The sequence below is a fragment of the Pedococcus sp. 2YAF34 genome (assembly GCF_052114585.1).
Classification (GTDB): Bacteria; Actinomycetota; Actinomycetes; order Actinomycetales; family Dermatophilaceae; genus Pedococcus.
The window spans coordinates 27,791-50,334 of the sequence record NZ_JBFRFA010000010.1 but is presented as its reverse complement, the minus strand read 5'-3'; the positions used below and the strand labels follow the sequence as shown (position 1 = coordinate 50,334).

Sequence of the window (22,544 nt, the reverse complement as noted above, 5' to 3'; positions counted from 1 at the left end):
ATGGCCAAGCGCACCGCCGCGATCTACGTCCGCATCTCCTCCGACCCCGAGGGGACGCGTCTGGGAGTGAGCCGGCAGCTGAAGGGCTGTGAGGGGAAGGCTGCGGCGATGGGTTGGGCCGTTGGCGAGGTGTTCGAGGACAACGACGTGTCCGCGAGCAGCGCCAAGCCCCGGCCGGCGTACCAGCGGATGCTGGCGGCCCTGGAGGCGGGCGAGGTGGACGCGGTCGTGGTGTGGGACCTGGATCGGCTCACCCGCCGCCCGATCGAGATCGAGCACTTCATCGACCTAGCCGACCGCAAGCAGGTTGCCTTGGCGTCGGTGGGCGGGGACGTGGACCTGGCCACGGACAACGGGCGCATGTTCGCCCGGATCAAGGGCGCGGTCGCCCGGGCAGAGGTGGAGCGCAAGTCGGCCCGGCAGCGCGCGGCCAGCGACCAGCGCGCCGAGAGCGGTGCCCCGCACCTTGGCCGCCGCCCCTACGGGTTCGAGCTCGATGGGATGACCGTCCGCGAGGACGAGGCCACGCAGGTCCGGCGGGCCGCCGAGGCCGTGCTGGGCGGCGCGAGTGTCCGCGGCATCACCGCCGACTTGAACGCCCGCGGCGCCACGACAACGACAGGTGGGCCCTGGCGCCCAACGGAGGTGCGGCGGATGCTGGCCAACCCCCGGTACGCGGGCCTTCGAGTCCACCGCGGTGACGTCGTCGGTGACGCGGCCTGGCCGGCGATCCTGGACTCCGACACGTGGGTCGGCGTCGGCGCCGTCCTGTCAGACCCGTCCCGGCACCGGCGCGGACGTCCACGCCGGCACCTGCTCTCCGGAGTCGCCCGGTGCGGGGTCTGCGGCGGCCGGATCTTCGGCACCACCGAACCACGTGGGCCCGTATACCTGTGCGAGACCCGCCGACACGTCGTCCGTCGCGGGGAGCCGGTCGACCAGCTCGTCGTAGCGACCGTGGTGGGCCGACTGTCCATGCCCGACGCCGCGGACGCCTTCGCCCGGCGCGATGTCCGGGACGAGACCGCCCACCTGGTCGACAAGGAACGCGCCCTTCGACAGCGACTCGACGGCCTCGCCGAGGCCTACGCCGCCGGCGACGTCGACCGCATGCAGCTCGCCGCCGGCTCACGCCGCCTCAACACCCAGCTCGCCGAGGTCACCGAGGGCCTAGCCAGGGCGGCCCGCTCCCCCGCCCTTGGCCGCCTGGTCACCGCCGACGACATCCGCGCCGCCTGGGAGGCACTTCACGTGGACAACCAACGCGAGGTGCTGCGAGTGCTGATGGACGTCACCATCGGACCCAGTGGGCGCGGCCGACGGACCTTCGACCCCTCCACCATCGACATCGCATGGACGGGCGCAAGTGGGTCGCCGTGAACCGACCTTCCAGACCTTGCCGAGCTGATGATGCCGTTACACCGATCCTTGCAGCAAACACTTAGGATTCTCGACCCCCCACCGAGGGGTACCCTCCTTGCCACACCTTCACAACGCACTTCCTACGGGCTCCTCGGCGCGGCGTGAACGACAGGTGTAGCGTCCTGAGACTCACAGGAGTTTTCGGCATGCCAGAACGCGATCAGGAGCTACGGCCCACGTACCTCGGGGACGACAGGAAACCGGTGACGCCGCACTTTGGTCAGCCCGCAGCGGACCTCGCGGCAGCGATCCGCAACCGGCGCGTCGTCCACGCGCGATGCCGCCCTTGCCGCAAGTCCATGGGCTACCTACTCGTCGACGCAAATCACATCTCCACCCTCGACGCCGTGCTCGCCCACAGTTGGTGGGAGGAACCGGCCCAGCCAAGTAACGCCTGCCAGTGCGACCGTCGGGATCAGCTGCCGCCAACAACCTCCCTGAGGCGCAGGATCCGCACAGCCTATGAACGGTACGAGCGTGAGCTGGCCGGCCCGGAGCCCAAGCTACCCAGGGCTGCAAGGTTCGCCTCGAGCCAGGAGCTGGCTGCCCATGACCGGGCGATGCAGGCATACGAGGCCCGACTTCGACAGTGGCGTGTACCGATCGACGCCCCGAATGGGATCAGCGCGTGGCTTGCAAGGGCGCTCGACGAGGAAGGTCACTCTGCGGCGTTGCAGATCATCCTCTGAGTCGCTAGCGTCGCCCCAGCTCGAAGCAGCGTTGCCCTCCCAGCTCGACAACCAAGCAGGAAACGTTGGAAAGGCAACGCAACATGGAGTTCATTGAACGATCAACTTGACACAAGGCGTCCCATCGGCGCTTAGGCACGCCGCTGCGAGCGGCCGTGGGAAGGTGACCGGTTGGGGTAGGTGCCATACCGGTGAGACCCCATTGATCTCTACCTAGGGGCTAGGTAGAGTACGACCGTGGGCACCGGTCACCAGCCACGGATGACGATCCCGACCCAGCTCGTGCTGCAGGTCTTCCTCGACGACGCCAGTCGCGATCGGTACGGCAGCGACATCGGCGCGGAGGCCGGACTCCCCAGCGGCACGGTCCACCCAATCCTCGCCAGGCTCGAGGGCTTCGGCTGGCTGGAGTCGCGATGGGAGGACATCGACCCACGCGTCGAAGGCCGCCCCGCGCGGCGGTACTACCGCCTGACGGGTGCCGGTGCCCAGTCCGCGCAGTCGGCCGTGGCCCGGGCATACCGACCTCGGCGCGGCTTCTCCCTCCCTCACCCGGCGAGCGGGGAGGCATGAGATGCGCACGCTGGCACCATCGCTCGTGGGGCAGGTCGGCCGGGGCCGGCCGTGGCCCAAGCGCGTGGTGCGGCTCGCGACCCATACCCTTCCCCGCGGCCCGGTCAGGGACCGCTACCGCGCCGAGCTCCTCGCGGAGCTCGATCCGCTGACCTGGCGAGCCCAGGCGAAGTTCGCCACTGGCGTCCTGGCCAGCTCTCTCGCACTGCGCAGGGCGGTGTCGTCACATCCGAGCCCGACACCCATGGAGGTCGCCATGACCACCCCCCGAAAGCCTTTCCTCTGCCGCACCAACCTCCACCACGTCTGGGAGTCGGCGCACACCCCGGACGGCCAGCGTTTCGTCCGGTGCGCCCACTGCCTCAAGGAACGCGGCGACGGCCGGACCGGCATGTCCGGAGCCGGGATCAGCATGGGCGGCATGACCTGAACCCCGTCACGCGAGCCGGGCTCCCTGACACTGCGCGGCGCAGTGCCGACCACACCTCCACGCCAGGCGGGAAGCTGATCTTCCATGTGTTCGGGGCGCTTGCGGAGTTCGAGCGCGACCTGATCCGTGAGCGAACGCTGGCTGGACTCGCCGCTGCCCGCGCCCGTGGACGGACCGGTGGGCGACCGACCGTGTGGACTCCGGAGAAGCTGACGGTGGCGCGGCAGATGTACGACAGTCATGAGCATGACGTCGCTGCCATTGCGCGGGTCGTGGGAGTCAGCCGAGCTTCGGTGTACCAGGTACTCACACAGACCGACATGGATGAACCCTCGTCATGAGGTCCCGGGCTCGGTTACGACGTCGGAGGTGGCCGGTGGATCCCATCGCTTGTGCGGCTGCAGCAGCCCCCATCCCGACCCACCATGGGACGACGTCGCATAAGCCTTGGAGAGATCCGGCTGCATAGGGTGTGTCCACCTTTGCGCAGGGGAGTCACGGCCCTTTTGCACACGCATGCAGATCTCTCGTCCTCGAGAGGCGGAATGTGGGTTCTTGTGTCACGCCCGTCATATACAAGGCGCCTTCACAGCCCGGACACTGGGGGGACGCCCCATTGAGAGTTCCCGTAGTCAATGTTTGGAGGAGACATGAAGACGACTCAACTGGAGGACCGCCTCTCCCAGGTCGACCTGTTCCATGACATGTCCGACAAGGCACTTCGCAGGCTGGTTGGCTCTGGCCGCGAGGTGCGTCACGAGCAGGACCATCGGGTCATTGGCGAGGGCAGTGACCTCTCACTGGCCTTCCACGTGATTTTGGAGGGTCACGCCGTCGTGACGAGTGTCGGGATGGAGCGCCGGATCATGGGGCCCGGGGACCACTTCGGCGAGATCAGCCTCATCGACGGGCAGCCACGATCCGCTACCGTCGTCGCGCAGGGTCCTTTGCGAACTTTCGCCATCCCTCGCGAGGCCTTCCAGTTGCTGCTTGACGACCACCCTGAGATCGCGCGGAACCTACTTCAAGTGTTGTGCCGACGGTTGCGCCAGATCGAGGCATCCACGGCCAAGAAGTAAGGGGCGTGCCTTTGTCGTGCTCGGCATGGACATCTTGAGGGTGGTGTCGTTGTCTTGATCGTGGCGGCCTGCTCGGTGTTTGAGGCCCAAGCGACGAGCAGGACAGGCACCGATCGGGTCTGCTGCAACTTCAGTTGACGTCATGACCTGCCCTACTGCTTGGTTTCCACTCGCGGTGGTGAGTCTCAGGCTGGGATGGTGTTCTTCTCGGAGAGTAGCTCGTACCCGATCGGGGTGCGGTAGCCGAGCGAGGAGTGGCGTCGCTGGCGGTTGTGGAAGATCTCGATGTAGTCGAAGATCGCGTTCGCGAGCTCGAGGCGGGTCTTCCACTTCCTGCGGTTGAGCAGCTCGATCTGCATGGATGACCAGAACGATTCCATCATGGCGTTGTCTAGGCCGTCGCCGACGCTTCCGAAGGAAGGCATGAGGCCGGCGGAGCGGATCTTGTCGCCGAAGGCCCATGACGTGAACTGGACTCCGTGATCCGCGTGGACGATCCCGCCGGGTCCGGGACGACGGTTGCGGATGGCCAGGTCGAGCGCGTTGACGACCAACGTGGAGTCCTGGCGCGAGTCAATGGACCAGCCGATGATCCGCCTGCTGAAGGCGTCCATCACCGCAGCGCAGAACACTTTCCCTTCTCTGGTCGGGTGTTCCGTGATGTCGGTAACCCACAGCTCGTTGGGGTGCAGACGGTGGAACTTGCGGTTCACCAGGTCGTCAGCGGTGACGATGCCGCGCAGTCGTCTGACTCTCGCGGGCCCTGGCAGCCCGTAGATTCCGGCTTGGGTCATCAGCACAGAGATCAGCCGCGAACTGCAATTGATGCCCATTGCCATGGTCAGCTCGGCGTGGATACGCCTGTATCCGTAGGTGCCGCGTGACGTCACGTGGATCTCGCGGATCAGCCCGGTCAGCCACTGTCGACGCAGCCGCTGGCCGAAGTCGGGCGACGCTTGTATCGGTAGTAGCCCTGTCGGGACACTCCCAGGGATCGGCAGCAGTTGTCGACAGGGATCCCGGCGTCGGCCAGTCGGTCGATCACCGGGTGAATCCTTTTGGGTGGGGCTTGTCCTCGCCCAAGAACTTCGCGGCTTGGCGGACGATCACCAACTCGGTTTCCAGTTCGCGGATCCGCTTTCGCGCGGCGCGGAGCTCGGCGGACTCCGTGGTCGTCTTGCCGGGAATCTCGCCCCGGTCTGTTCGGTCCTGCTTGAGCCACTCATGCAGACAGCCGGCGCTGATGCCCAGTTCATAGGCGGTCTGCTTGACCTGCTTGCCCGAATGGACCAGCGCGATCGCACGGGCACGGAACTCAGGAGGGTAAGGACGAGGCACTGTCGGAGCCTTTCAGTCAGGCCCTCGACTCACCACCAGATCTGGAAACCAAGCCGTAGGTCAGGTCAAGATGTCAACCGAACCTGCAGCAGACCCACTCGACGGTGCGTAGTTCTGACAAGCCGATAAGCGGATGTTAAAAGCCGCCACCATCTCCAAAGTTGTAGGGCCTTCCGTCGTCCAGCGGGCGCTCACGTATTTCTACTTCGGTTCCGCTAGTCCCGTGGCCGCGATCCCACAACCAAGCCCCCACCACAAGCAGAACCACAAAGGTGCCCGCAATGATCCAGAGCCACATAGCTATGGTCCTTCCGTCCGCTAATGCTCTTGGTTCGTTAGCCAATCCCGGGACGTCCGGGGTCCTGTCGGTCGATCCCGTCCGGCGCGTGCCCGGCCGTCTTGTCCGGAATCAGCGTGTGCCGCCGGTCCCACAGCCAGACGCCTACGAGCAGCAGCAGGAGCAGTGCCCCGGCGAAGATCCAAAACATGGCGGCCTCACTTCCGGGTGATGTGGGTTACTGGCGCTTCACCCGACGCCGGGACGGTCTGAGTCAGGACGGCGGTCAGCTATCTCTATCCTTGTTCCGCTCGTGCCGTGGCCCCGATCCCACAACCAAGCGCCAATCACAAGCAGGACCACAAATGTGCCTGCGATGATCACGAACCACATAGCGATGGTCCTTCCGGCCGCTCGTGCGACCACCCTCCCCGCATCGTCCCACCTGGACGCCGCCATGCCAATGGTCATCATGACGTTGCGACGCAGACCTGGCCAGCTAAGCGGGTAGGTGGCCCACGGCGGCGGCGAGGGCGTCGGCGACCGCGTCGGCCTTGTGGTTGCCACTGGGCAGGGACACCAGGAGCAGATATAGGGTGAATCGTTCGATCATTGTGGCGACCAGGCTCAGTGCTGCTCGTGCTGCTTCTCGTTGGCACCTGGTGGTGGGACCGGCGGCACACGCTGAATGAGGACAAGACGACGGGCCACACCCCGGACGGGATCGGCAAGCGCGACCTCGGAGGTCCCGGCATCGGGTGACGCGCCGGAAAGGAACTTGTGTCCTTCACTGCATGCCGGCGCGGCGTCCGCATCAGCGCGACTGGGACAGGTCGCGGCTTCAACCTTGCCTAGTCAGCCGCCACCAACGCCTCCGCCGCCACCGCCGTTGGCCCACATGTTGCCACTGACGTTGGGTGGCTTCTCGTAGTCACCCGCATGGTCGTCGTACCACGAGTCGTGATCCTTGCCAGCGATGAGGGCCTGCAGGCGAGAAACTTTCATCCGCGTCCAGCGAAAGGCCGTCGTGACGATGCGCATGGGCCTCATCTCCTTATCGCAGTGTCCACCCCCCTCAGGTCCAAGGCAAGACCGAGGACGAGCACAAACCGGGCGCGAGCAAGCGCTCTGGAAGCGTCAGCTTCCGCCCGGACCGCCTCCCCCGAGGGCCGGACCCACAACACCGTCATCGGGAAGGCGGCCGCGCCGCTGAGCGTTCCATCGACCACTCTCGCGGTCGAAGCCGCCCTCGGCCCACGTTGAGTCGTCTTCCGGTTCAGGATCGCAACCGTCCCAATCCGTGTACCTCATTCGGGCTGTCGGGCTCCCCGGGCCAGACGCCGGACTCGACGATGGCCTTGACCTTGGCTGCCCGCTCGTCGAGCTCCTTCTGAATTTGGGGTCGGCGGTCTTCGTGCGGCCAGCCACGATGCGCAGCCCGATGCTGACGGCGTATTGGCAGCCCTGGTCGGTGGCGGTGATGGTGGTGGCCTCGAGGATCGGCACGGCGGTGCTCAGCACCTTCTCCACCAGCCGATGAGGGGCCTGCCATTCCACGATCTCCCACAGGGTTACCGCCAGTGCCTCGGTGGCGGTCCGGCTTATCGAGCAGTACTGGTGTCCCACATCGGCATCCGGCGTGTTGGGGACTGGGAAGGTCTTCAGGTGTCGGTGGTCCAGAAGGACTCCGACGCCCGGTGCCTTGAGGAAGTCCCAAACCACCTGTGGCTGCGCCGCAATGTCGATCGAGGTGTGTGCGGTGAAAGGCTCGCGACCGTCGCGGTAGGTCTGCTGGCGGCGGTCCCACCGCTGCCCGAGGCGGTCCATGAAGTCCGGTGTCGTCACTCGTGTGAGTGTGCCGAATACGGCTTGGGTGGCCGGGGGGTTTGCTCAAACTTTGCCCTTGAACGACCTCACGGCGCGGCCGCAAGCGCGCAACGGACCGGGTGGTCATCGACTGTCTGGTGAGTAGCGCGCCGAGGCCGCTCACGGCAGGTGCAGATAACCACACAGGTTGGCTGCTGTTCCGTCGCGCCACCTGAGGCGCTGATGCGAGGTGTGGGAGCTGCCCTAGGCTCGCGCCCATGCGCAGGGCTAACGGCAAGGGCAAAGAGACCGTCGACCACGTGACTGCAGAGGATCTGGAGCGCATCCAGGCGCTCCTCAGGCAAGTGGGAGGACCGAGTGTCTCTTGGGGTGCTCAATCGCTCCTTGATGTTTGGGTTGCCGAGTCGCACATGGAGGCGCAACGTCGAGCATCTCGCCAGCTACTCGTAGCGACTTGGGCTCTGGTGGTCGCCACGGTCGGCCTTGTCGTGGCCACGGTCGGCTTGGTGGTTGCAGGAGGATAAGTCAAGGGACGGGCGCAGCGGAAGCTGTCGCGAAAGGCAAGGCCCGGATGCAATTCGTTGAACGATCAAGTTGACACAAGAAGTCTTATCGGCGCTTCGGCGGCACCGAGCAGGACGCCAGCGCCGAGGTCACTACGTCGGGGGCACGACTACCGTTCGCGGCGTCCTTTGCTGGTCATGGGCAGAAGTTCCGTCTAGACCCAGCAACCGAACTCGTGCCAGGACGATGGCCAGGATGGCCTGCGCCGCCTTCACGTCCCCGGCCATTGCGGTGTCCCACAGTGCGACCTGGAGGGCGTCAAGTCGCTGCCGCTGCACGAACCGGAGGTCCTCAATCGCTTCGGCCTGCTGTGTGGCGAGTGCGTCACCGACAATGCGGCAGACCGTCCCTCGGTTGGCGTAGCCCAGCTCTTCGGCGATCTGCTCGTAGGTCAACCCTTGTGCCCGGAGCTCGATCGCGCGTGTACGCCGAGCGGCAGCCAGGGCGCGGTTGCGGTGCCGGCCGTCGACGCGCGGCAGCGCGGCGAAACTCATGACGGCCTCTCAAGTGCCCTGCCGGGACCGGGAAGAACGGCGTCCTCGGCCGCCCGCTCTGCCCGAAGTTGTTCTTCTACGAAGGACCATGTGTCTCGGGAGGTCCGCACACGTCTGCGGCGGCCGACCACGTACCAAGCCCAGCTCCGTCTGCGCCGTTCACCGCGTCCCATGTGTCGAGGATAGGCAACGGGGCTGACAACTTCGGGGAAGCGGCGCTGGACGGGAGCACGCTTCGTATCCCTTTATTCGCAACACGTTTCGCGGTACAATTGGTACCACGAGGTTGGGATAACCACGTCCGCTGACGGACTGGAGAAACCCCCTCGGCTGCAGGCCCGCCACATCCGTGGTGGGCCTTTCTTCATGCCCGGACACGGGTTACCCACCATTGAAGGAGAGCCACCATGGCGACCGAGACACTCAGGCTGCGCAGCCCAGGCGAACTGCTCGCCGTGGTGCCATACCTGCTGGGCTTCGAGCCTACGAACAGCATTATGTGTATCTGCCTGCAGGACAGCAGGATCGGCCTGACCCAACGACTCGACCTGCCACCCGCCGGTCAAGGCGAGGATGCCGTCCGATTGCTCATGCCGTCCCTGCTGCGCGAGCACCCGGACCAGGTCCTCGTCCTCGCCTACGAAGAGGTCCCAAATGTGAGCGCCGAGACGGTCGATCACCTGACGTCCGCCCTCGGCGCAGCCAGCATTCCGATCCACGACCGGCTGCTGGTCCGGGACGGCAGGTGGCGTTCCCTGGACTGCCACGAGCGGAAGTGCTGCCCGGTAGAGGGGCAGCTCGTTCCTACTCCGGCCGACGTGCCGGAACTGGCGGCGGAGTTCGTCGGCCACGAGCTGTCGCCGCACGCCAGCCGGGACGCCCTAGTCGACCAGCTCAACGTCAGACCGGATCACGCTTGCGACCGGGACTTCGCGGGCGCGGAGGCACTTGACGACGAGACCCGTCTGGCCGCGTGGCCACAGATCCTCGACGCCGGCGACAGCCCGGCGGAGGTCACGCCGGCGATGGCGGCAATAGCCGCCGCAACTCTGCGGGACGTACACGTGCGGGACGGCCTGGTCGCGTGGCTGACGCCCGGCACCCTCGACGCTGCGCAACTACCAAGCCGCGTGAGGTCGTTCATCAGCTCGATCGACCGGGACTGGGACGCAGAGGAAGCCGACACCGGCGCCATCGTGGCCATGAACCGCATCCAGGCACGCCTGATCCGGCTCTGTACCCTGCTGCCCGACGAGCACGCCGCGCCCGCCTTGACCGTGCTGGCCTGCTTCACCTGGTGGCGCGGCAACGGCACCCTGACCCGGGCAGCACTCAACCGTGCCCTGCGGTGCCAACCGGACTACCGTCTGGCCCTGCTGCTCGAGCGGATGGTCGACCTCGCGATCCGCCCGCGAATGCACCGATAGCCACCACTCCCCGGAACCACCCAGGCCTGCCGCGTAGCGGCGGGCCTTCGTCATGTCCGGACCCACACGTCCTGCGGCAACCCGCCCGCAGGCAACCACCCGTCCGCGTGGACGGCTACCTGAAAGAGAGAACAGCACAGATGAGCACAGCCACCTATGACCGGCCGCTGTACGCGGTCCCACCACCCGCGACGAAGGCACGCTTCGCTTTCCTCCTCGCACTCCGCCGACGGGCCCAGCAGGCCCTCGACACCCTGCTCGCCCTGCCCCGTAGCGCTGCAGGATGGGCAACGCGACACCTGCGCAGCGTGCTCGCCGCCGCCAGCGACCACCGGGTGCTGGCGTGGGTCGGCGCACGCATCAGCGACGTCGCACAGCTGGTCCGCGGCATCGGCCCTGTCCCGATGGCTGCGGCACTGGTGAGCACGCCACCGGTCTGGGCCGCCGCTACCCGCTTGGCCCGCGCGGCGGGGTCCGCCGTGAGCGCGCTGGGTCGCAGCCTCTGGTTCCGCACGAAGGCACTCCTGGGCCGCGGCGGCACCATCGGGGGAGACGTCTCCCGCGCTATGTCCACCGCAGGCGTCTGGGTCCGGCGGGCCGTGCACACGGTCGCGACGCACCCCGCCATGCGGCCAGTCACCCAGGCCAGCAGGACTCTGGCCGGCCTGGTCCGGCCGGTCAGCCACACCGTCGTCGTCCACCGGCTGGTCGGGCTGCTGGTCCCAGGCCTCTGGCTGCGGGTCGTCCTCGAGCTGATCGCCCTGCCGCTGCTGCTCGTGCCCGCACTCCCCGCCCAGGTTCGGGCGGGGCTGCGGCCCACCCCGCCCGCGCCGGTGCCGGCACCGGCACCGGCACCCAGCCTGCAGGCCACCGAAACTTGCGGGGCCGCCGCTGCGGCTGACACGGCACAAGCCGCCCACCCGGCGGTTGACGCCAAAAGCGCGGCGGTGGGGCCACTGAACCGAGCCGAGCGCCGCGCCCAACAGCAGGAACAGGCACGCGTCAAGAGGGCCCCCGCCCGGCGCTGAGCCCATCGCGCGGGAGGAGCCTTCCCCGGCGAAGGCTCCTCCCGCACCACCAGAAGGAGAAGCCCCATGCTTATCGTCATCAGCATCGCCACGGCCGCCGCACTCACCGTCGTGGCCTACACCCGCCTGCGTCACCACTCACCCGAAGCCGGCACCGAAGGCCTGCGCGCCGTCCGGGAGCTCGCCGCCATCGTCGTGGTTTGCACAAAGGCCGTCGAAGGCGTCGTCGACGTCCTCGCCGGCACCCAGCGCATCAAGGGCGCCTCGTCGAATGCGTGGGGCTACGGGAGCTCCTACGACGGCGGCTACGACTTCGAGGAAGAGCCGTGACCGCCGCACCGCACAGGCTGAGCGTCGTTCCGGCGCAGGACGGCACGGTCGATGGCTGCACGGTCGCGTGCCAAGCCACCCTCATAGGGCCCCAGGAGATCTGCGTCCGCAGTCTCATTCCCGTTTCAGGGAACGCCCGTCCCCTTATTGCCCTGCGGGTGGGGTCAATCCTGCTCCTGATCGCCGACCGGGAAGCACTGGCCACGGTTGCACAGGCCGTCGCCCAGGCTGAGCGCCGCGCTGACCAGGCGCTCGCCGGCCCTCCTGCCTGAGCGAAGACGAGCACTGCCCTACTAGGACAGGACCAAGCTTCGCACCGTGACGTGTCAGGTCACCTCAGGAGCAGAGCAGATCACCCGCCGAGGCTAGCCCCAATGCTGCGAGCCCTTCGACGTATGCGGAATCGCACTTATGCGGGAAGTGCGCCGATGGGGCACCTCAATAGCGTGACAGACCTGGGCTCGCGCTGGCTTAAGGAAAGACAAGGTGATTGTCATGACCCGCATGTTGAGCATCTGTCGCGCCCGGCCACCGCGCGTGGTCAAGCGACTCGCGGCCGCTGTGATCAGCTGCGGGCTACTCCTTACTCCCGTTCTCGTGAACCCGGGCCTAGCCGCGGCAAGCACCCCTGACCCGGCGGTGTGGGTCGGCAGCCCGGTTAACGGCCGCTGGCCGAACAGGGATGACTGCGCCGGCGCGGTCTTCCCGAGTGATTTGTGCTCGCTGCCGACCGTCCACCACGCGGTGTACCCCTCCTCGTTTGACTGGGGTACGTCTTGGGGAGGCGACTGGGCCGCCGACGACCAAGGCGTATATGCCGGCGAGCGCGTGATGCTCTACGCCGCTCCGGTCAACAGCGGCTACAACCCCACAGCCCACGTCGACACGGTGGGTCCTGCCTGCCGGTCCGGGGTGATCGCGTACGGCGGTTACCGAGTGACCATTGGCATCTACGTCGGTTCCACGAAGATTGGAACAGTCACCTATGCGCACATCAACCCGACGGTGTATCAGGGACAATGGATCTCGCGGTGGGGCTCACGGATCGGCACGGTCGGTTCTTACACCAGTAACAGTTGCTGGGCGGGGCCGCACGTGCACGTGGAGATGACCAGCCGCCACAACTACAGCTGCTTTTCGAACATCTTCACTCGGTACCCGGGAGCGAACCTCTGGGAGTCGAACTTCCAAGGCTACCTAGGCGGGTACTACGCCGGCGGGCCGCGACAGGCCTGTGCCTGACAGATTGCCGGACGACTCTGCCGCCCTCCCGAAACCCGCACGGCAGCGGAGAACTTCGACCGGTCGTACGCCCGCACCGCCCACTAAAGGCGCATATTCCGCCGCCCGTCCTTGGGGCAGCACTGCGACGTTCGCCTACTCCATCAGGAACGACGGCCCGGTGGCCGGCAGCCTCTACGCCCCCAGGGGCGGATGGGAAACCCGACGACGTCGCCACGACGTAGTCAACGTGCGCTTGGCCCCCCTGATGGGCCGGGCCTCGGATGCGCCACGTTTCAGGGATCTTGAGCGGGTCGCTTCCACCCAGCATCTCCTCGCTTCCCCGGAGGCCGGCACTCCCGCCGGGTGCCCAAGTCGTTGGCGAGCCGATGACTGAATGTGCTGGGGATGACCCGCACAAGGCGCGTGGAACCACCCCGATCAGACTCAAGTTGTTCATGGTCAGCGGGTTGACTGCCCAATAGCATTTGCTTTACTCGCATGAGGGAGACGCTGGTGGACAGACTGACGGCAACGGAACAACTTGCCCGCGATGTCGTTCAGACGGTTGCCGCGGACGAGCTCCAGCTCTTCGATGAAGTGGTGGTGGCGGCTCGCCGCCCTGGGGCGGTGGTGCCCAAGGGTGAGGACGTTCTGGGCGTTGGCATTGATGCGGCGGCCGTGCTGACCCCACTGATCATCTCCTTGGTCAAGTTCGCCGTTGGGGCCGGTTGGAAGATGGTGTCGCCCGCGTTAGCCAAGCAGGCCGCTGGACCACTGGCCCGAATCCGGGTGTTGCTCCACAAGGTGCCTGTCTTATGGCGGCTCGTCCCGCCAGAACAGGACCCTGTCGGGTTACCAACGCTCAATCCGGAGCAGCTCGAGGAACTCCGAGAGGTGGTCGAGGCGAGAGCCAAGGCTCTTGGGACATCGGCCCCCGAGTCCTCCCTTTTGGCCGAGGCTGTCGTGGGCCGATTAGCTCTGGCGCAGGCATAGTGGCCAGCCTGCGAAGTGGCTCCGATCATGGCGGGACGGAGACGTCCCTGCGCTTTTGGTTCTTGGTCCTCACCACCCTCACCACATCGACCTATGCCTGGCAATACTTGCACTTCCGGTACATCGACCCAGCGCCGGCCGGTCTGATGGACTGCGCGAAACAGAGTTCGACCCACCCCTCCCCGCCCTACAGCAGCGACTTGGCACGTTGCTGGGCGGACGTCGTCGCCCACCCCGCAGCGCGGACTCTGCTGATGTCATCTCTCGCGCTCATCGTGGTTACCGTCGCAGCGGTCCCGCTGCTCGCTGCCGGGTACCTCCGCAGCCGGGGCATACATCCGCTGACAGCCGAACAGTTTGCGGCGGGTGACCGGGTCGTCGAGCTCAGTCGGGAGTTCGGGGTGTCCCGACCGCGCGTCCTAGTAGAGCCGGTGGCCGCTGCCAGTGCACACATGCTGAGCGACGGGCGACAACCGCCACTCTTAGTCGTGCGGCTGGGCATGCTCCATGCATTCCGGTCGGATCCGGCGTCGTTTGACGCGGTCGTCGCCCATGAGCTCGGCCACGTGGTCAACAGGGACGTGCTGCGTGCCCAACTTGCTATTGCTGCCTGGTGGACTCTGACGGTCTTCGTGGTGCTTCCTTACGCAATCGGGTCACTTTCGAAGTGGTCCTGGATGAATACTGCTCCCCTCGTGAAGTTCGTCGTCGTGATTGCCGGGGCTCGCTGGCTCAGGAATGCCACGCTGCGCGCCCGCGAGTTCGAGGCGGACGTCGTCGCTGCGCGTTCGCCTATTCACCGGGCAGCTCTTCTCAAACTGCTGCAAAGGGCCGTCACCCAAGGCCAGGAGTCGCGTTGGGGGCTCGCGTCAACTCACCCGACTCCCGTGCGTCGACTCGAAGTCGTGGGGGCGCCGGGAAGGCTTCTCAGAGCGAGCATGTTTGACGTTGCTTGCCTCGGCGCGCTGGCGTACTACTCCGTGCCCGCGCTGGAGTTCGTGTGGCAACAAATCCTTTACGGAAGGAGCGCAATGACCTTCGCGCCGACGGCGGCAGCCCTCGCGATCGGCGCTTTCGCGGGGGCAGGACTATGGAGGATCGCGTGGCGTGACGCGATCGCGCAGCACTGCATCGGGCGCAAACGCTGGCAGCTGCCGCGTGCCGCGGCTGCATTGTCCGTAGGGTCCATCTGTGGCGCCAACTTGGTTCCCACCATCCCGCCCGGCGCAAACACTTACGGTTTCCCCCCACTCCACTCCCTGACAACGCTGGTCGTGAGGCTGCTCGTAGGGGCGGCGGCTGCAACGGTCGCCGCGTCCGTCGCCTTCGGCTTGGCCCGACTCGCCGTGGCCCGAAGTCGGACGCGCACTACCATGCTCGTCCTACGGACCTTGGGCTTGCCCTCAGTAGCCGGATGCTGCGCTGTTCTCCTGCACTGGGCAATCCTGACGATGGGCCTCATGGCCATGGCTCCACCCCTCGTGTTCGACGCCCTCATTGTCGCCACATTCACGACGCTTAATGAGCCTTGGGTCTGGGCCTCCGCAATGCTTGTCGCTGTGCTGACGGCGTTCCTAGCAGTGCGGAGAAGGATGACGGATGACCGTCTCCCTTGGCTTGACCCCGGTGGGACGCCGTAACTTCGTTGGCGTCCCGCCCCCTGCAGCCGTGCAGTGGCATCAAATGCCGCTGGTCGCTGCGTCTTGCCTGGCGCAATCTGGGCGTCTGCGCGCTCGACGTAGGCACCGGCGGCGTCACCGGCAACACGATGCAACGTTGGCCCCTCCCGAGGTCCCCAGGTGCGCCACCGGCTATGGGTCCAGGGAGGGTAGGTCGGCCGGTGTGAGGTCCGGTCGGTGACGCACGAACCGCAGCGGGTGCCGCCAGACGCCTGCCTGCAGCGCGGAATCGGCGAGGACTTCAGCGACGATGCTCGGCTCGACCTTGGTCAGCTTCACCTTGTCGCGCGACGAACCGAACCGGCTGGACGACACCTCGTCCGGCCACGGATGATGCGGCGGCCCTGGCTTCAGCACCTCGGCCAGGGAGGCGGCCTGCGAACGAGACAGGGACACCGACTTGCCAACGATAACCAGCTCGCCGCCGCGACACAGGCCGCCGACAACAGTGTCTGGGCGCGTGATCGGCCCGGTCACCGCCCCGACGATGACCTCATGCGTCTCGCGGCTCTTGACCTTGACCCACTCGCGCCTGTTCGGTCTGTACGGCTGACCGCTGCCCTTGACGACCAGGCCCTCAATCCCAGCCGGGCGATAGTCGACGAACCAACCGCGGGCGACCGCCTCGTCGTCGGTCCTCGGCGCGAGCTGGAGCGGTGGCGACCAGCACGGGAGGCTTACACGCGTGGAGCGAGTGAATAGAACGCCGTCATGCCACCCGCAACGCCGACAGGCAGCCAGCGCCCAAGTCACTACGTCGGCGGCACGACTACAGTCCGCGGCGTCCTTGGTTGGTCATGGGCAGAAGTCTTGTCTAAGCCGAGCAGCCGAACCCGCGCCATGATGATCGCGAGTATGGCTTGCGCCGCCTTCACGTCACCCGTCATTGCCGTGTCCCACAGGGCTACTTGGAGGGCGTCGAGTCGCTGGCGCTCCACGAATCGGAGGTCCTCGATCGCTTCTGCCTGCTGCGTGGCGAGTGCGTTACCGACAATGCGGCAGACCGTGCCTCGGTTGGCGTAGCCCAGCTCTTCCGCGATCTGCTCATAGGTCCACCCTTGGGTCCGCAGCTCGATCGCGCGGGTACGCCGAGCGGAAGCCAGGGCGCGGTTGCGATGCTGCCCGTCGACGCGTGGCAGCGCGGCGATGCTCATGACGACCTCTCAATGGCCGGGCCGGGAGCGCGAAGGACAGCGTCCTCAACCGCTCGCTCTGCCCGGAGGTGCTCCTCCATGAACGCCCACGCGTCCCGGGACGTCCGCGCACGTCTGCGGCGGCCGACCACATAACTAGCCCAGCTCCGCCTGCGCTGTTCACCGCGTCCCATGCGTCGAGGATAGGCAACGGGGCTGACAAGTGCCGAAAGCGCCGCGCCGGATGTGCCGGCGTCGTAGATCCCCTTATTCGCAACGGTATTCGCGCTACAATTGGTATCACGAGGTTGGGATAACCACGTCCGCTGACGGGCTGGACAAACCCCCTCGACTGCAGGCCCGCCACATCCGTGGCGGGCCTTCTTCATGCCCGCACAGGCGCCCATCCTTGAAGGAGCCACCATGACCACCGAAACACTCAGACTGCGCAGCCCCGGAGAACTGCTCGCCGTGGTGCCATACCTGGTGGGCTTCGAGCCTACGAACAGCATCATGGTCATCTGCCTGCAGGACAGCAGGATCGGCCTGACCCAGCGCCTGGACCTCCCACCCGCCGGTCAAGGCGACGCAGCAGTTGCGTCGCTGATGCCGTCCCTGCTGCATGAGCGCCCCGACCAGGTGCTTCTCATCGCCTATGAGAGCCGACCGGACCGCAGCGCCGAGATGGTCGACGCCCTGACACCCGCGCTCACGGCAGCCGGATCCCGATCCACGACCGGCTCGTCGTGCGGGACGGCCGGTGGCGTTCCCTGGACTGCCATGAGCCCTCGTGCTGCCCACCCGGAGGGCAACCAGTGCCCACACCGGCGGACGTGCCCGAGTTGACGGCGGAGTTCGTCGGCCACGAGCAGTCGCCGTACATCGACCGGGACACCTTTGTCGCCCAACTAGGGGCCGGCCCGGACACCGCTTCACGCGACGAGATGGAGACGGCCGAGCGCCTCGACGCGGCTGCCCTGGCGGCGGCGTGGGAGCGGATCCTTGACGCCACGGATCACCGCGGTGACGTCACGCGGGCCTTGGCGGCGGCGGCCGCCGTGTCGCTCCGGGACGTTCACGTGCGTGACAGTCTCGTAGCGTGGCTGACGCCCGGCGGCCTTGATCCGGCTCAACTCCCCGAGCGGGCACGGTCGCTGTTCGCTGTGATCGACCGGGACTGGGACGACGGCCGAGCCGACACCGTGGCGATCGTGGCCATGAACCGCATTCAGGCACGCCTGATCCGGCTCTGCGCCATGCTGCCTGACGAGCACGCCGCGCCAGCGCTGACCGTGCTGGCTTGCTTCACCTGGTGGCGTGGCAACGGCGCCCTGACCCGAGCAGCCCTCGATCGTGCCCTGCGATGCCAGCCGGACTACCGCCTGGCACGACTGCTCGAGCGCATGGTCGACCTGGCCATCCGCCCCAGACCCCACCCCTAGCCACCACTCCAGTCCCGGAAGCACCCAGGCCTGCCGCACACGCGGCGGGCCTTCGTCATGTCCGGACCCCAGACGCCCGCGGCAACCCGTCCGCAGGGAACCACCCGTCCACGCGGACGGCAACGTGAAAGTGAGAACAGCACCATGAGCACAGCCACCTATGACCGGCCGCTGTACGCGGTCCCACCACCCGCGACGAAGGCACGCTTCGCGTTCCTGCTCGCCCTGCGTCGACGCGCCGAGCAGGCCCTCGACACCCTGCTCGCCCTGCCACGCAGTGCCGCCGGATGGGCGCTACGGCATGTCCGCGCCCTGCTCGACGCAGCCAGTGACCACAGCGTCTTGGCCTGGATCGGTGCCCGCATCAGCGACACCGCACACGTGGTTCGCGGCATCGGCTTGGTGCCCATTGCTGCGGCGCTGCTGAGCACCCCACCGGTCTGGTCCGCCACCACCCGCTTGGTGCGCGCGGCTAGCGCAGCCCTGCACGGATTCGGTCGCGGATTGTGGGCCCGCACCAAGACACTCCTGGGCCGTGGCGGCACCCTCGGGGCAGATGCCTCCCGCGCCCTGTCCACCGCAGGCACCTGGGCCCGGCACACCGTCCACACCGTCGCCACGCACCCCGCCATTCAGCCGGTCACCCAGGTCGTCAAGAGCTTGGCCGGCTTGGTCCGGCCGGTAAGTCACAGCGTCGTCGTCCACCGCCTCGTCGGCCTACTGGTCCCAAGCCTCTGGGTGCGTGTCGCCCTCGAGCTGCTCGCCCTGCCCCTGCTGCTGGTCCCGGCCCTGCCAGGCCAGGTCCGGGCGGGACTGCGGCCCACGCCGTCCAGTGCACCGACGCCGGTGCCAGTGCAGGCACCAGGCGCCGCAGGGGCCGCGAACGGCGAGGCGACCCAGCAGGCGCCGACTGCCCCCGAGACGGACGACGCCACCTTGGTGGCAACGCCCGTGGCTGCGGAACCACTGAACCGTGCCGAACGGCGCGCACAACAGCAGGAACAGGCCAGGGCCAAGCGGGCCTCGGCCCGGCACTGACCCCATCACGGCGGGAGGAGCCGTGCCATGCACTGGCTCCTCCCGCCCCACCACAAGGAGAAGCAGCATGCTCATCGTCATCAGCATCGCCGCGGCCGCCGCGCTCACCGTAGTGGCGTACACCCGGCTGCGCACCCACTCACCCGAAGCTGGCACCGAAGGCCTACGCGCCGTGCGGGAGCTCGCCGCCATCGTGGTGGTCTGCACCAAGGCCGTCGAAGGCGTCGTGGACGTGCTCGCCGGCACCCAGCGCATAAAGGCCGCTTCGTCGAAGACATGGGGCTACGGCAGCTCCTACGACCGCGGCTACGACTACGAGGAGGACGAACCATGACAGCCGCACCGCAACAGCTGAGGGCTGTCCCGGTGCGCGAGGACAGTGACAGTCACTGCACGCTTGTGTGCCAAGCAACCCTCAGCGGACCGCAAGCAACCACCGTTCGGGTACTCACCCCCGTCACCGGGCCTGGGCGACCGCACCTCGCGGTGCGGATCGGCTCGATCTTGCTGCTGATGGCCGACCGGCAGGCATTGAGATCGGTCTCGGACGCTGTGAGACGAGCGCAAGCGCTCGCGGACACCGCCTACGGCACCTACGGCACGCCGCACGACTGACTTCAGTTGTGGAGCAGGGCGGTCACGAAGGACCCGAAGGACCCAACCTGTTGAACCCCTCATGCTTCCCGCTGCGGGGTCGAGCACAGAGTCCTTCGGGTCCTTCGCACTCACCTGCAGCCAGCCCAGCACCCGATTTGGCGGCCGGGCGCTTGCGGGTTGGTCTGCGTGGCCCGACCTGCGTCAGCCGGGCCACGCCCTGGTCGACACGCTCCTCGCCGCCTCCCGACGTTCCCCAGGCACTGGGCAGCCGCCTGTGTCCTGCGCCCGCGGTTGCGTGCCGTCGCGCGACCCGTCCACGCCGAGAATCTCATCAACTTCGTCCTGGCGCAGCGGGTGCCGGACCCGGGCCGATCATTTGGCGGGTGGTCTACCTTGCCCATATCGGCCCCAGAGGTTGGCCGAATGCGGGGCAGCGCCGTCCGCGCCGCCACCTCCAAGGAATGGTGGCCCCAGGCCGAACGACACGTCTCCGCTCGGACGTCCCTCGAGCGGAGACGTCGTCCGACCCGTTGAGGTGACGGTCCTTCGACCTAGTAGTCGATCCCTGCTGCGGGGATGGTCGACGAGAGACAATGCCGCCTCGCAGCGGGGCAAGACAGGTGGCCAGGACTGGAGCTCCGCAGCATCACGCCTGAGGTCATAACCGTGGACAGTTGCGGGTGGGCGGCGCAGAGTGAAGGACGTGGCGACCACATCCGGTCCTGACCCCGGCCAGGACCTGCCGGACTGGGCCTTGGGTCAGGCGATGAACGACCTGAACGACAACGACACCGCGGGCAGGGACGAGCGCGCGCAGGAGCTTGTCCGGGCGTTCGAGGACGAACGGCACGACGAGGACGACGACCCCGAGCAGGGTGGCGAGGGCTGATCCCCGCGCCCGCCGGACCTGCCACGTGGGCTATAGAGCTCCCGGTCGGGGGTAGTCGTCTAGTCAGTGGAGTCCGTATTGGGATCACCGGGTTGCCGCGCTATGCCTTGAACATCTCGAGGATTTCCGCACACCTGCCTATGCTCTGCACGGCGTAGAGGCCGAGTGGTTCCCGCCGCACGAGCTGCACACCGCCGACTAGTCCGGCTTCCGTGGCCCGAACGTTGCTTCGACGAGGAGCCGGTGGTCGAACCGGAAGCGCTCCGGGGCTGGTAGCGAAGCTGCGCAGGGAGCTGCGTTCCGACGGGTTACGTCGTAGTGGTGGCGAGGCTGGCCCTGGCCACCGCTGCTGCCACGGCGCTCGGATGGGTGAGCGGAAGCATGTGCGCAGCGCCGTGCACGGTGGTGAGTCGCCCGTCGGCGATCCGGCGCAGTGCTGACGACCATTGTCGGGAGGCGATGCGGTCGGTATGGCCGCGGACGATCTCGACGGGCACACCGAGCCCTGTCAGCGCCACGTCCGTGCGGAAGTGGCGGATTGCGTCCATGCCTCGCACCATGCTGAGGGGCCCGGTCCGCCGGTACTGGGGAACCAGGACGGCTGCTTCGCTGAACCGTTCATGGGTGGCCGTGCGGGCCCACTGGGCCAGCATGCGTGGCCAGGTGGGTGCTGCCGGGTCGGTCACGGGGCCGACAAGGACGAGTCCCACCACTTGGGCGGTACGGCGAGCCGCTTCGACCACGACTGGGCAGCTGGCCGAATGTCCCACAAGGATCACTGGCGTTTCTTTCGGGAGGCTCGCCATCAGCCGGGCGGCGTGGGACTCGACCGAGAGCGCAGAGCCACGCGGCGCGCGCTGGCCCATGGAGGGCAGCAGGACGACGGAGCTGGGAGCGTCGATTGCCTTGCGTACCAGCCGCCAGGAGCGGGAGTCCAGACCCAACCCCGGCACCAGGACGACGACTGGGCCGGACCCCGAGACGAGGTACGACGCGGTCGCAGGCCGAACGTCGGCGGTCGACTCCTGGTTCACGACGGGCTCAAGGATGGGGGGCTCATGGATGTCGTCGAGGGCGGCAGCAGGCAAATGGTTTCGACGGCGAGAGCTCACAGGAGAGTGGGCAGTGCGTCGGGGACGATGTCCACCCGTACCGCGGTGCCCGCGGGCAGTTCGACGACCTCCCCGTCCACTTGCAGGGGAAGAGGGGTCACGGTGGTGAAGGCGTAGGTGCGGACGCTGGGCTGTTTGCCCAGCCCGGTCGTGCTGGCCTTGAGGGCGGTGGCGAGGATGCGCCACTTGGCGGTGTGCCGAAGGGTGATCACCTCGAACATGCCGTCGTCGGGCCTTCCTTGGTCCTCGGCGAGTGTGGCCACCTTGGCCATCTGCGCGATGTTCGCGAACACCAGGCTGTCGAAGCTCTCGCGACCGGCGTCGTCGGTCTCGATCTCGAAGGGGCGGAACTTGGCGAAGGAGCGGACGACGGTGACCATCTCGCGCAACGAGCCCTTGCCGCCCTTCTCGAGGTCGACGGCGACCACTGGAGTCAGGCCGAGCCCGATGTAGGAGTGGGCATAGCGGACGGCTCGGCCGTCGGGGCCGTCCGAGGTGAATCGGAGGAGGTCTATCCGGGTGATGTCCCCGCGGGTGATCCCTTCGGCCAGCGGGCGCTCCTGGGTCGCGCGCCGATGGTCGTTGGCGTTGCCGGCGGCCAGGACCGCAGCCACGGCTTGCTCGTTCCCTGCCTGCATCACCCCGTTGACGACCTCGTTGTAGCCACCGTCCCCACTGACCGAGACGACAAGCGGCGCGCCGGTCTGAGCCACGGTGCGCGCCAGCTCCGTGGCGTGGCCGGCGTGCTCCGTGGGGAGCATCTCGACGGCCAGGTCGGGGGACTGCTGCGCCAGGTCCCGTCGCAGGTCCTCAGCCCGCTGCTGGGCCTCGCCGGTGCTGTTGGGGTTGAAGATCAGGACCACGCGGTCGAATGAGGGCACGCCCTGAGGGTAGGCGCGTTCGCAGCAAGCCGCTGACCAGCGGGTTCGTCCCAGTTTCAACGCCCGTTGAATTTGACA

General features: G+C 67.3%; 25 protein-coding genes and 2 pseudogenes. 19 read left to right on the top strand and 8 right to left on the bottom strand.

Annotation, left to right across the window (positions count from 1 at the left end; translation table 11 throughout):
• The 6 genes from AB4Z02_RS07710 to AB4Z02_RS07685 all read left to right on the top strand — a co-directional run bounded on the left by AB4Z02_RS07710 (position 1) and on the right by AB4Z02_RS07685 (position 4,193).
• Positions 1-1,380 carry a recombinase family protein gene (locus AB4Z02_RS07710; protein WP_441970254.1) on the top strand — a complete coding sequence of 460 codons (1,380 nt, stop codon included), beginning with the start codon at positions 1-3 and terminating at the stop codon, positions 1,378-1,380.
• A 188-nt stretch (positions 1,381-1,568) separates the two neighbouring features.
• On the top strand, positions 1,569-2,111 hold the full coding sequence (locus tag AB4Z02_RS07705) for a hypothetical protein (protein ID WP_441970253.1): 543 nt from the start codon (positions 1,569-1,571) through the stop codon (positions 2,109-2,111).
• Between the two features lie 237 nt (positions 2,112-2,348).
• Complete coding sequence (locus tag AB4Z02_RS07700; RefSeq protein WP_441970252.1) at positions 2,349-2,684, top strand: PadR family transcriptional regulator; 336 nt, start codon at positions 2,349-2,351, stop codon at positions 2,682-2,684.
• 256 nt (positions 2,685-2,940) lie between these two features.
• A complete protein-coding gene (locus AB4Z02_RS07695) occupies positions 2,941-3,114 on the top strand; it encodes a hypothetical protein (protein ID WP_441970299.1) in 174 nt (57 codons plus the stop codon).
• Positions 3,033-3,455, top strand: coding sequence for a recombinase family protein (locus tag AB4Z02_RS07690; protein WP_441970251.1), 423 nt, complete (start codon positions 3,033-3,035; stop codon positions 3,453-3,455). Before AB4Z02_RS07695 ends, AB4Z02_RS07690 begins: the two co-directional genes overlap by 82 nt.
• Positions 3,456-3,764: 309 nt before the next feature.
• On the top strand, positions 3,765-4,193 hold the full coding sequence (locus AB4Z02_RS07685; protein WP_441970250.1) for a cyclic nucleotide-binding domain-containing protein: 429 nt from the start codon (positions 3,765-3,767) through the stop codon (positions 4,191-4,193).
• Positions 4,194-4,378: 185 nt separating this feature from the next.
• Here AB4Z02_RS07685 and AB4Z02_RS07680 read toward each other — a convergent pair.
• Positions 4,379-5,531, bottom strand: a pseudogene (locus AB4Z02_RS07680) (IS3 family transposase).
• A 916-nt stretch (positions 5,532-6,447) separates the two neighbouring features.
• On the opposite strand from AB4Z02_RS07680, the gene AB4Z02_RS07675 reads away from it, so the two are divergent.
• Positions 6,448-6,570 carry a hypothetical protein gene (locus tag AB4Z02_RS07675; RefSeq protein ID WP_441970249.1) on the top strand — a complete coding sequence of 41 codons (123 nt, stop codon included), beginning with the start codon at positions 6,448-6,450 and terminating at the stop codon, positions 6,568-6,570.
• Positions 6,571-6,663: 93 nt separating this feature from the next.
• On the opposite strand, the gene AB4Z02_RS07670 is transcribed toward AB4Z02_RS07675, so the two are convergent.
• The 3 genes from AB4Z02_RS07670 to AB4Z02_RS07660 form a co-directional block, all read right to left on the bottom strand.
• The gene (locus tag AB4Z02_RS07670) at positions 6,664-6,849 is read right to left on the bottom strand and encodes a hypothetical protein (protein ID WP_441970248.1); all 186 of its coding nucleotides are present in this window, start codon (positions 6,847-6,849) and stop codon (positions 6,664-6,666) included.
• 96 nt (positions 6,850-6,945) lie between these two features.
• Positions 6,946-7,653 (bottom strand): hypothetical protein, encoded by a 708-nt coding sequence (locus AB4Z02_RS07665; RefSeq protein ID WP_441970247.1) that lies wholly within the window; start codon positions 7,651-7,653, stop codon positions 6,946-6,948.
• A 638-nt stretch (positions 7,654-8,291) separates the two neighbouring features.
• A complete protein-coding gene (locus AB4Z02_RS07660) occupies positions 8,292-8,693 on the bottom strand; it encodes a helix-turn-helix domain-containing protein (protein ID WP_441970246.1) in 402 nt (133 codons plus the stop codon).
• 407 nt (positions 8,694-9,100) lie between these two features.
• Between AB4Z02_RS07660 and AB4Z02_RS07655 the strand changes: the two genes are divergently transcribed.
• The 7 genes from AB4Z02_RS07655 to AB4Z02_RS07625 all read left to right on the top strand — a co-directional run bounded on the left by AB4Z02_RS07655 (position 9,101) and on the right by AB4Z02_RS07625 (position 15,335).
• Positions 9,101-10,120, top strand: a complete 1,020-nt coding sequence (locus AB4Z02_RS07655; protein WP_441970245.1) for a DUF4192 domain-containing protein — start codon at positions 9,101-9,103, stop codon at positions 10,118-10,120.
• A 140-nt stretch (positions 10,121-10,260) separates the two neighbouring features.
• A complete protein-coding gene (locus tag AB4Z02_RS07650; protein WP_441970244.1) occupies positions 10,261-11,148 on the top strand; it encodes a hypothetical protein in 888 nt (295 codons plus the stop codon).
• A gap of 66 nt (positions 11,149-11,214) precedes the next feature.
• Positions 11,215-11,478, top strand: coding sequence for a hypothetical protein (locus AB4Z02_RS07645; protein WP_441970243.1), 264 nt, complete (start codon positions 11,215-11,217; stop codon positions 11,476-11,478).
• Entirely contained in the window at positions 11,475-11,750 is a 276-nt protein-coding gene (locus tag AB4Z02_RS07640; protein ID WP_441970242.1) for a hypothetical protein, read from the top strand. Before AB4Z02_RS07645 ends, AB4Z02_RS07640 begins: the two co-directional genes overlap by 4 nt.
• Positions 11,751-11,973: 223 nt before the next feature.
• The gene (locus AB4Z02_RS07635; protein ID WP_441970241.1) at positions 11,974-12,720 is read left to right on the top strand and encodes a hypothetical protein; all 747 of its coding nucleotides are present in this window, start codon (positions 11,974-11,976) and stop codon (positions 12,718-12,720) included.
• A 480-nt stretch (positions 12,721-13,200) separates the two neighbouring features.
• Positions 13,201-13,695, top strand: coding sequence for a hypothetical protein (locus AB4Z02_RS07630; protein WP_441970240.1), 495 nt, complete (start codon positions 13,201-13,203; stop codon positions 13,693-13,695).
• Between the two features lie 254 nt (positions 13,696-13,949).
• Positions 13,950-15,335 (top strand): M48 family metallopeptidase, encoded by a 1,386-nt coding sequence (locus tag AB4Z02_RS07625; protein WP_441970239.1) that lies wholly within the window; start codon positions 13,950-13,952, stop codon positions 15,333-15,335.
• 171 nt (positions 15,336-15,506) lie between these two features.
• Here the strand turns inward: AB4Z02_RS07625 and AB4Z02_RS07620 are convergent, their stop codons facing one another.
• Together AB4Z02_RS07620 and AB4Z02_RS07615 are read right to left on the bottom strand one after the other, a co-directional pair.
• Complete coding sequence (locus tag AB4Z02_RS07620; RefSeq protein ID WP_441970238.1) at positions 15,507-15,851, bottom strand: hypothetical protein; 345 nt, start codon at positions 15,849-15,851, stop codon at positions 15,507-15,509.
• 275 nt (positions 15,852-16,126) lie between these two features.
• The gene (locus AB4Z02_RS07615) at positions 16,127-16,528 is read right to left on the bottom strand and encodes a helix-turn-helix domain-containing protein (protein WP_441970237.1); all 402 of its coding nucleotides are present in this window, start codon (positions 16,526-16,528) and stop codon (positions 16,127-16,129) included.
• A gap of 366 nt (positions 16,529-16,894) precedes the next feature.
• Between AB4Z02_RS07615 and AB4Z02_RS07610 the strand changes: the two are divergent.
• The 5 genes and pseudogenes from AB4Z02_RS07610 (at position 16,895) to AB4Z02_RS07590 (ending at position 20,473) form a co-directional block, all read left to right on the top strand.
• Positions 16,895-17,949 (top strand): annotated as a pseudogene (locus tag AB4Z02_RS07610) (DUF4192 domain-containing protein).
• A 144-nt stretch (positions 17,950-18,093) separates the two neighbouring features.
• Positions 18,094-18,987 carry a hypothetical protein gene (locus AB4Z02_RS07605; protein ID WP_441970236.1) on the top strand — a complete coding sequence of 298 codons (894 nt, stop codon included), beginning with the start codon at positions 18,094-18,096 and terminating at the stop codon, positions 18,985-18,987.
• Between the two features lie 67 nt (positions 18,988-19,054).
• Entirely contained in the window at positions 19,055-19,321 is a 267-nt protein-coding gene (locus AB4Z02_RS07600; RefSeq protein WP_441970235.1) for a hypothetical protein, read from the top strand.
• Positions 19,318-19,602 carry a hypothetical protein gene (locus AB4Z02_RS07595; protein ID WP_441970234.1) on the top strand — a complete coding sequence of 95 codons (285 nt, stop codon included), beginning with the start codon at positions 19,318-19,320 and terminating at the stop codon, positions 19,600-19,602. Before AB4Z02_RS07600 ends, AB4Z02_RS07595 begins: the two co-directional genes overlap by 4 nt.
• A gap of 685 nt (positions 19,603-20,287) precedes the next feature.
• Positions 20,288-20,473, top strand: a complete 186-nt coding sequence (locus tag AB4Z02_RS07590) for a hypothetical protein (RefSeq protein ID WP_441970233.1) — start codon at positions 20,288-20,290, stop codon at positions 20,471-20,473.
• Between the two features lie 308 nt (positions 20,474-20,781).
• Here AB4Z02_RS07590 and AB4Z02_RS07585 read toward each other — a convergent pair whose 3' ends face one another.
• The gene (locus AB4Z02_RS07585) at positions 20,782-21,507 is read right to left on the bottom strand and encodes an alpha/beta fold hydrolase (protein WP_441970232.1); all 726 of its coding nucleotides are present in this window, start codon (positions 21,505-21,507) and stop codon (positions 20,782-20,784) included.
• Between the two features lie 74 nt (positions 21,508-21,581).
• A complete protein-coding gene (locus tag AB4Z02_RS07580) occupies positions 21,582-22,466 on the bottom strand; it encodes a diacylglycerol/lipid kinase family protein (protein ID WP_441970231.1) in 885 nt (294 codons plus the stop codon).
• Positions 22,467-22,544 lie beyond the last annotated feature (78 nt).

Coding starts and splice junctions, on each gene's coding strand:
- AB4Z02_RS07710 (WP_441970254.1), top strand. CDS start 1: ATGGCCAAGCGCACCGCCGCGATCTACGTCCGCATCTCCTCCGACCCC.
- AB4Z02_RS07705 (WP_441970253.1), top strand. CDS start 1,569: ATGCCAGAACGCGATCAGGAGCTACGGCCCACGTACCTCGGGGACGAC.
- AB4Z02_RS07695 (WP_441970299.1), top strand. CDS start 2,941: ATGACCACCCCCCGAAAGCCTTTCCTCTGCCGCACCAACCTCCACCAC.
- AB4Z02_RS07685 (WP_441970250.1), top strand. CDS start 3,765: ATGAAGACGACTCAACTGGAGGACCGCCTCTCCCAGGTCGACCTGTTC.
- AB4Z02_RS07670 (WP_441970248.1), bottom strand. CDS start 6,849: ATGCGCATCGTCACGACGGCCTTTCGCTGGACGCGGATGAAAGTTTCT.
- AB4Z02_RS07660 (WP_441970246.1), bottom strand. CDS start 8,693: ATGAGTTTCGCCGCGCTGCCGCGCGTCGACGGCCGGCACCGCAACCGC.
- AB4Z02_RS07655 (WP_441970245.1), top strand. CDS start 9,101: ATGGCGACCGAGACACTCAGGCTGCGCAGCCCAGGCGAACTGCTCGCC.
- AB4Z02_RS07650 (WP_441970244.1), top strand. CDS start 10,261: ATGAGCACAGCCACCTATGACCGGCCGCTGTACGCGGTCCCACCACCC.
- AB4Z02_RS07645 (WP_441970243.1), top strand. CDS start 11,215: ATGCTTATCGTCATCAGCATCGCCACGGCCGCCGCACTCACCGTCGTG.
- AB4Z02_RS07635 (WP_441970241.1), top strand. CDS start 11,974: ATGACCCGCATGTTGAGCATCTGTCGCGCCCGGCCACCGCGCGTGGTC.
- AB4Z02_RS07630 (WP_441970240.1), top strand. CDS start 13,201: ATGAGGGAGACGCTGGTGGACAGACTGACGGCAACGGAACAACTTGCC.
- AB4Z02_RS07625 (WP_441970239.1), top strand. CDS start 13,950: ATGTCATCTCTCGCGCTCATCGTGGTTACCGTCGCAGCGGTCCCGCTG.
- AB4Z02_RS07615 (WP_441970237.1), bottom strand. CDS start 16,528: ATGAGCATCGCCGCGCTGCCACGCGTCGACGGGCAGCATCGCAACCGC.
- AB4Z02_RS07605 (WP_441970236.1), top strand. CDS start 18,094: ATGAGCACAGCCACCTATGACCGGCCGCTGTACGCGGTCCCACCACCC.
- AB4Z02_RS07600 (WP_441970235.1), top strand. CDS start 19,055: ATGCTCATCGTCATCAGCATCGCCGCGGCCGCCGCGCTCACCGTAGTG.
- AB4Z02_RS07595 (WP_441970234.1), top strand. CDS start 19,318: ATGACAGCCGCACCGCAACAGCTGAGGGCTGTCCCGGTGCGCGAGGAC.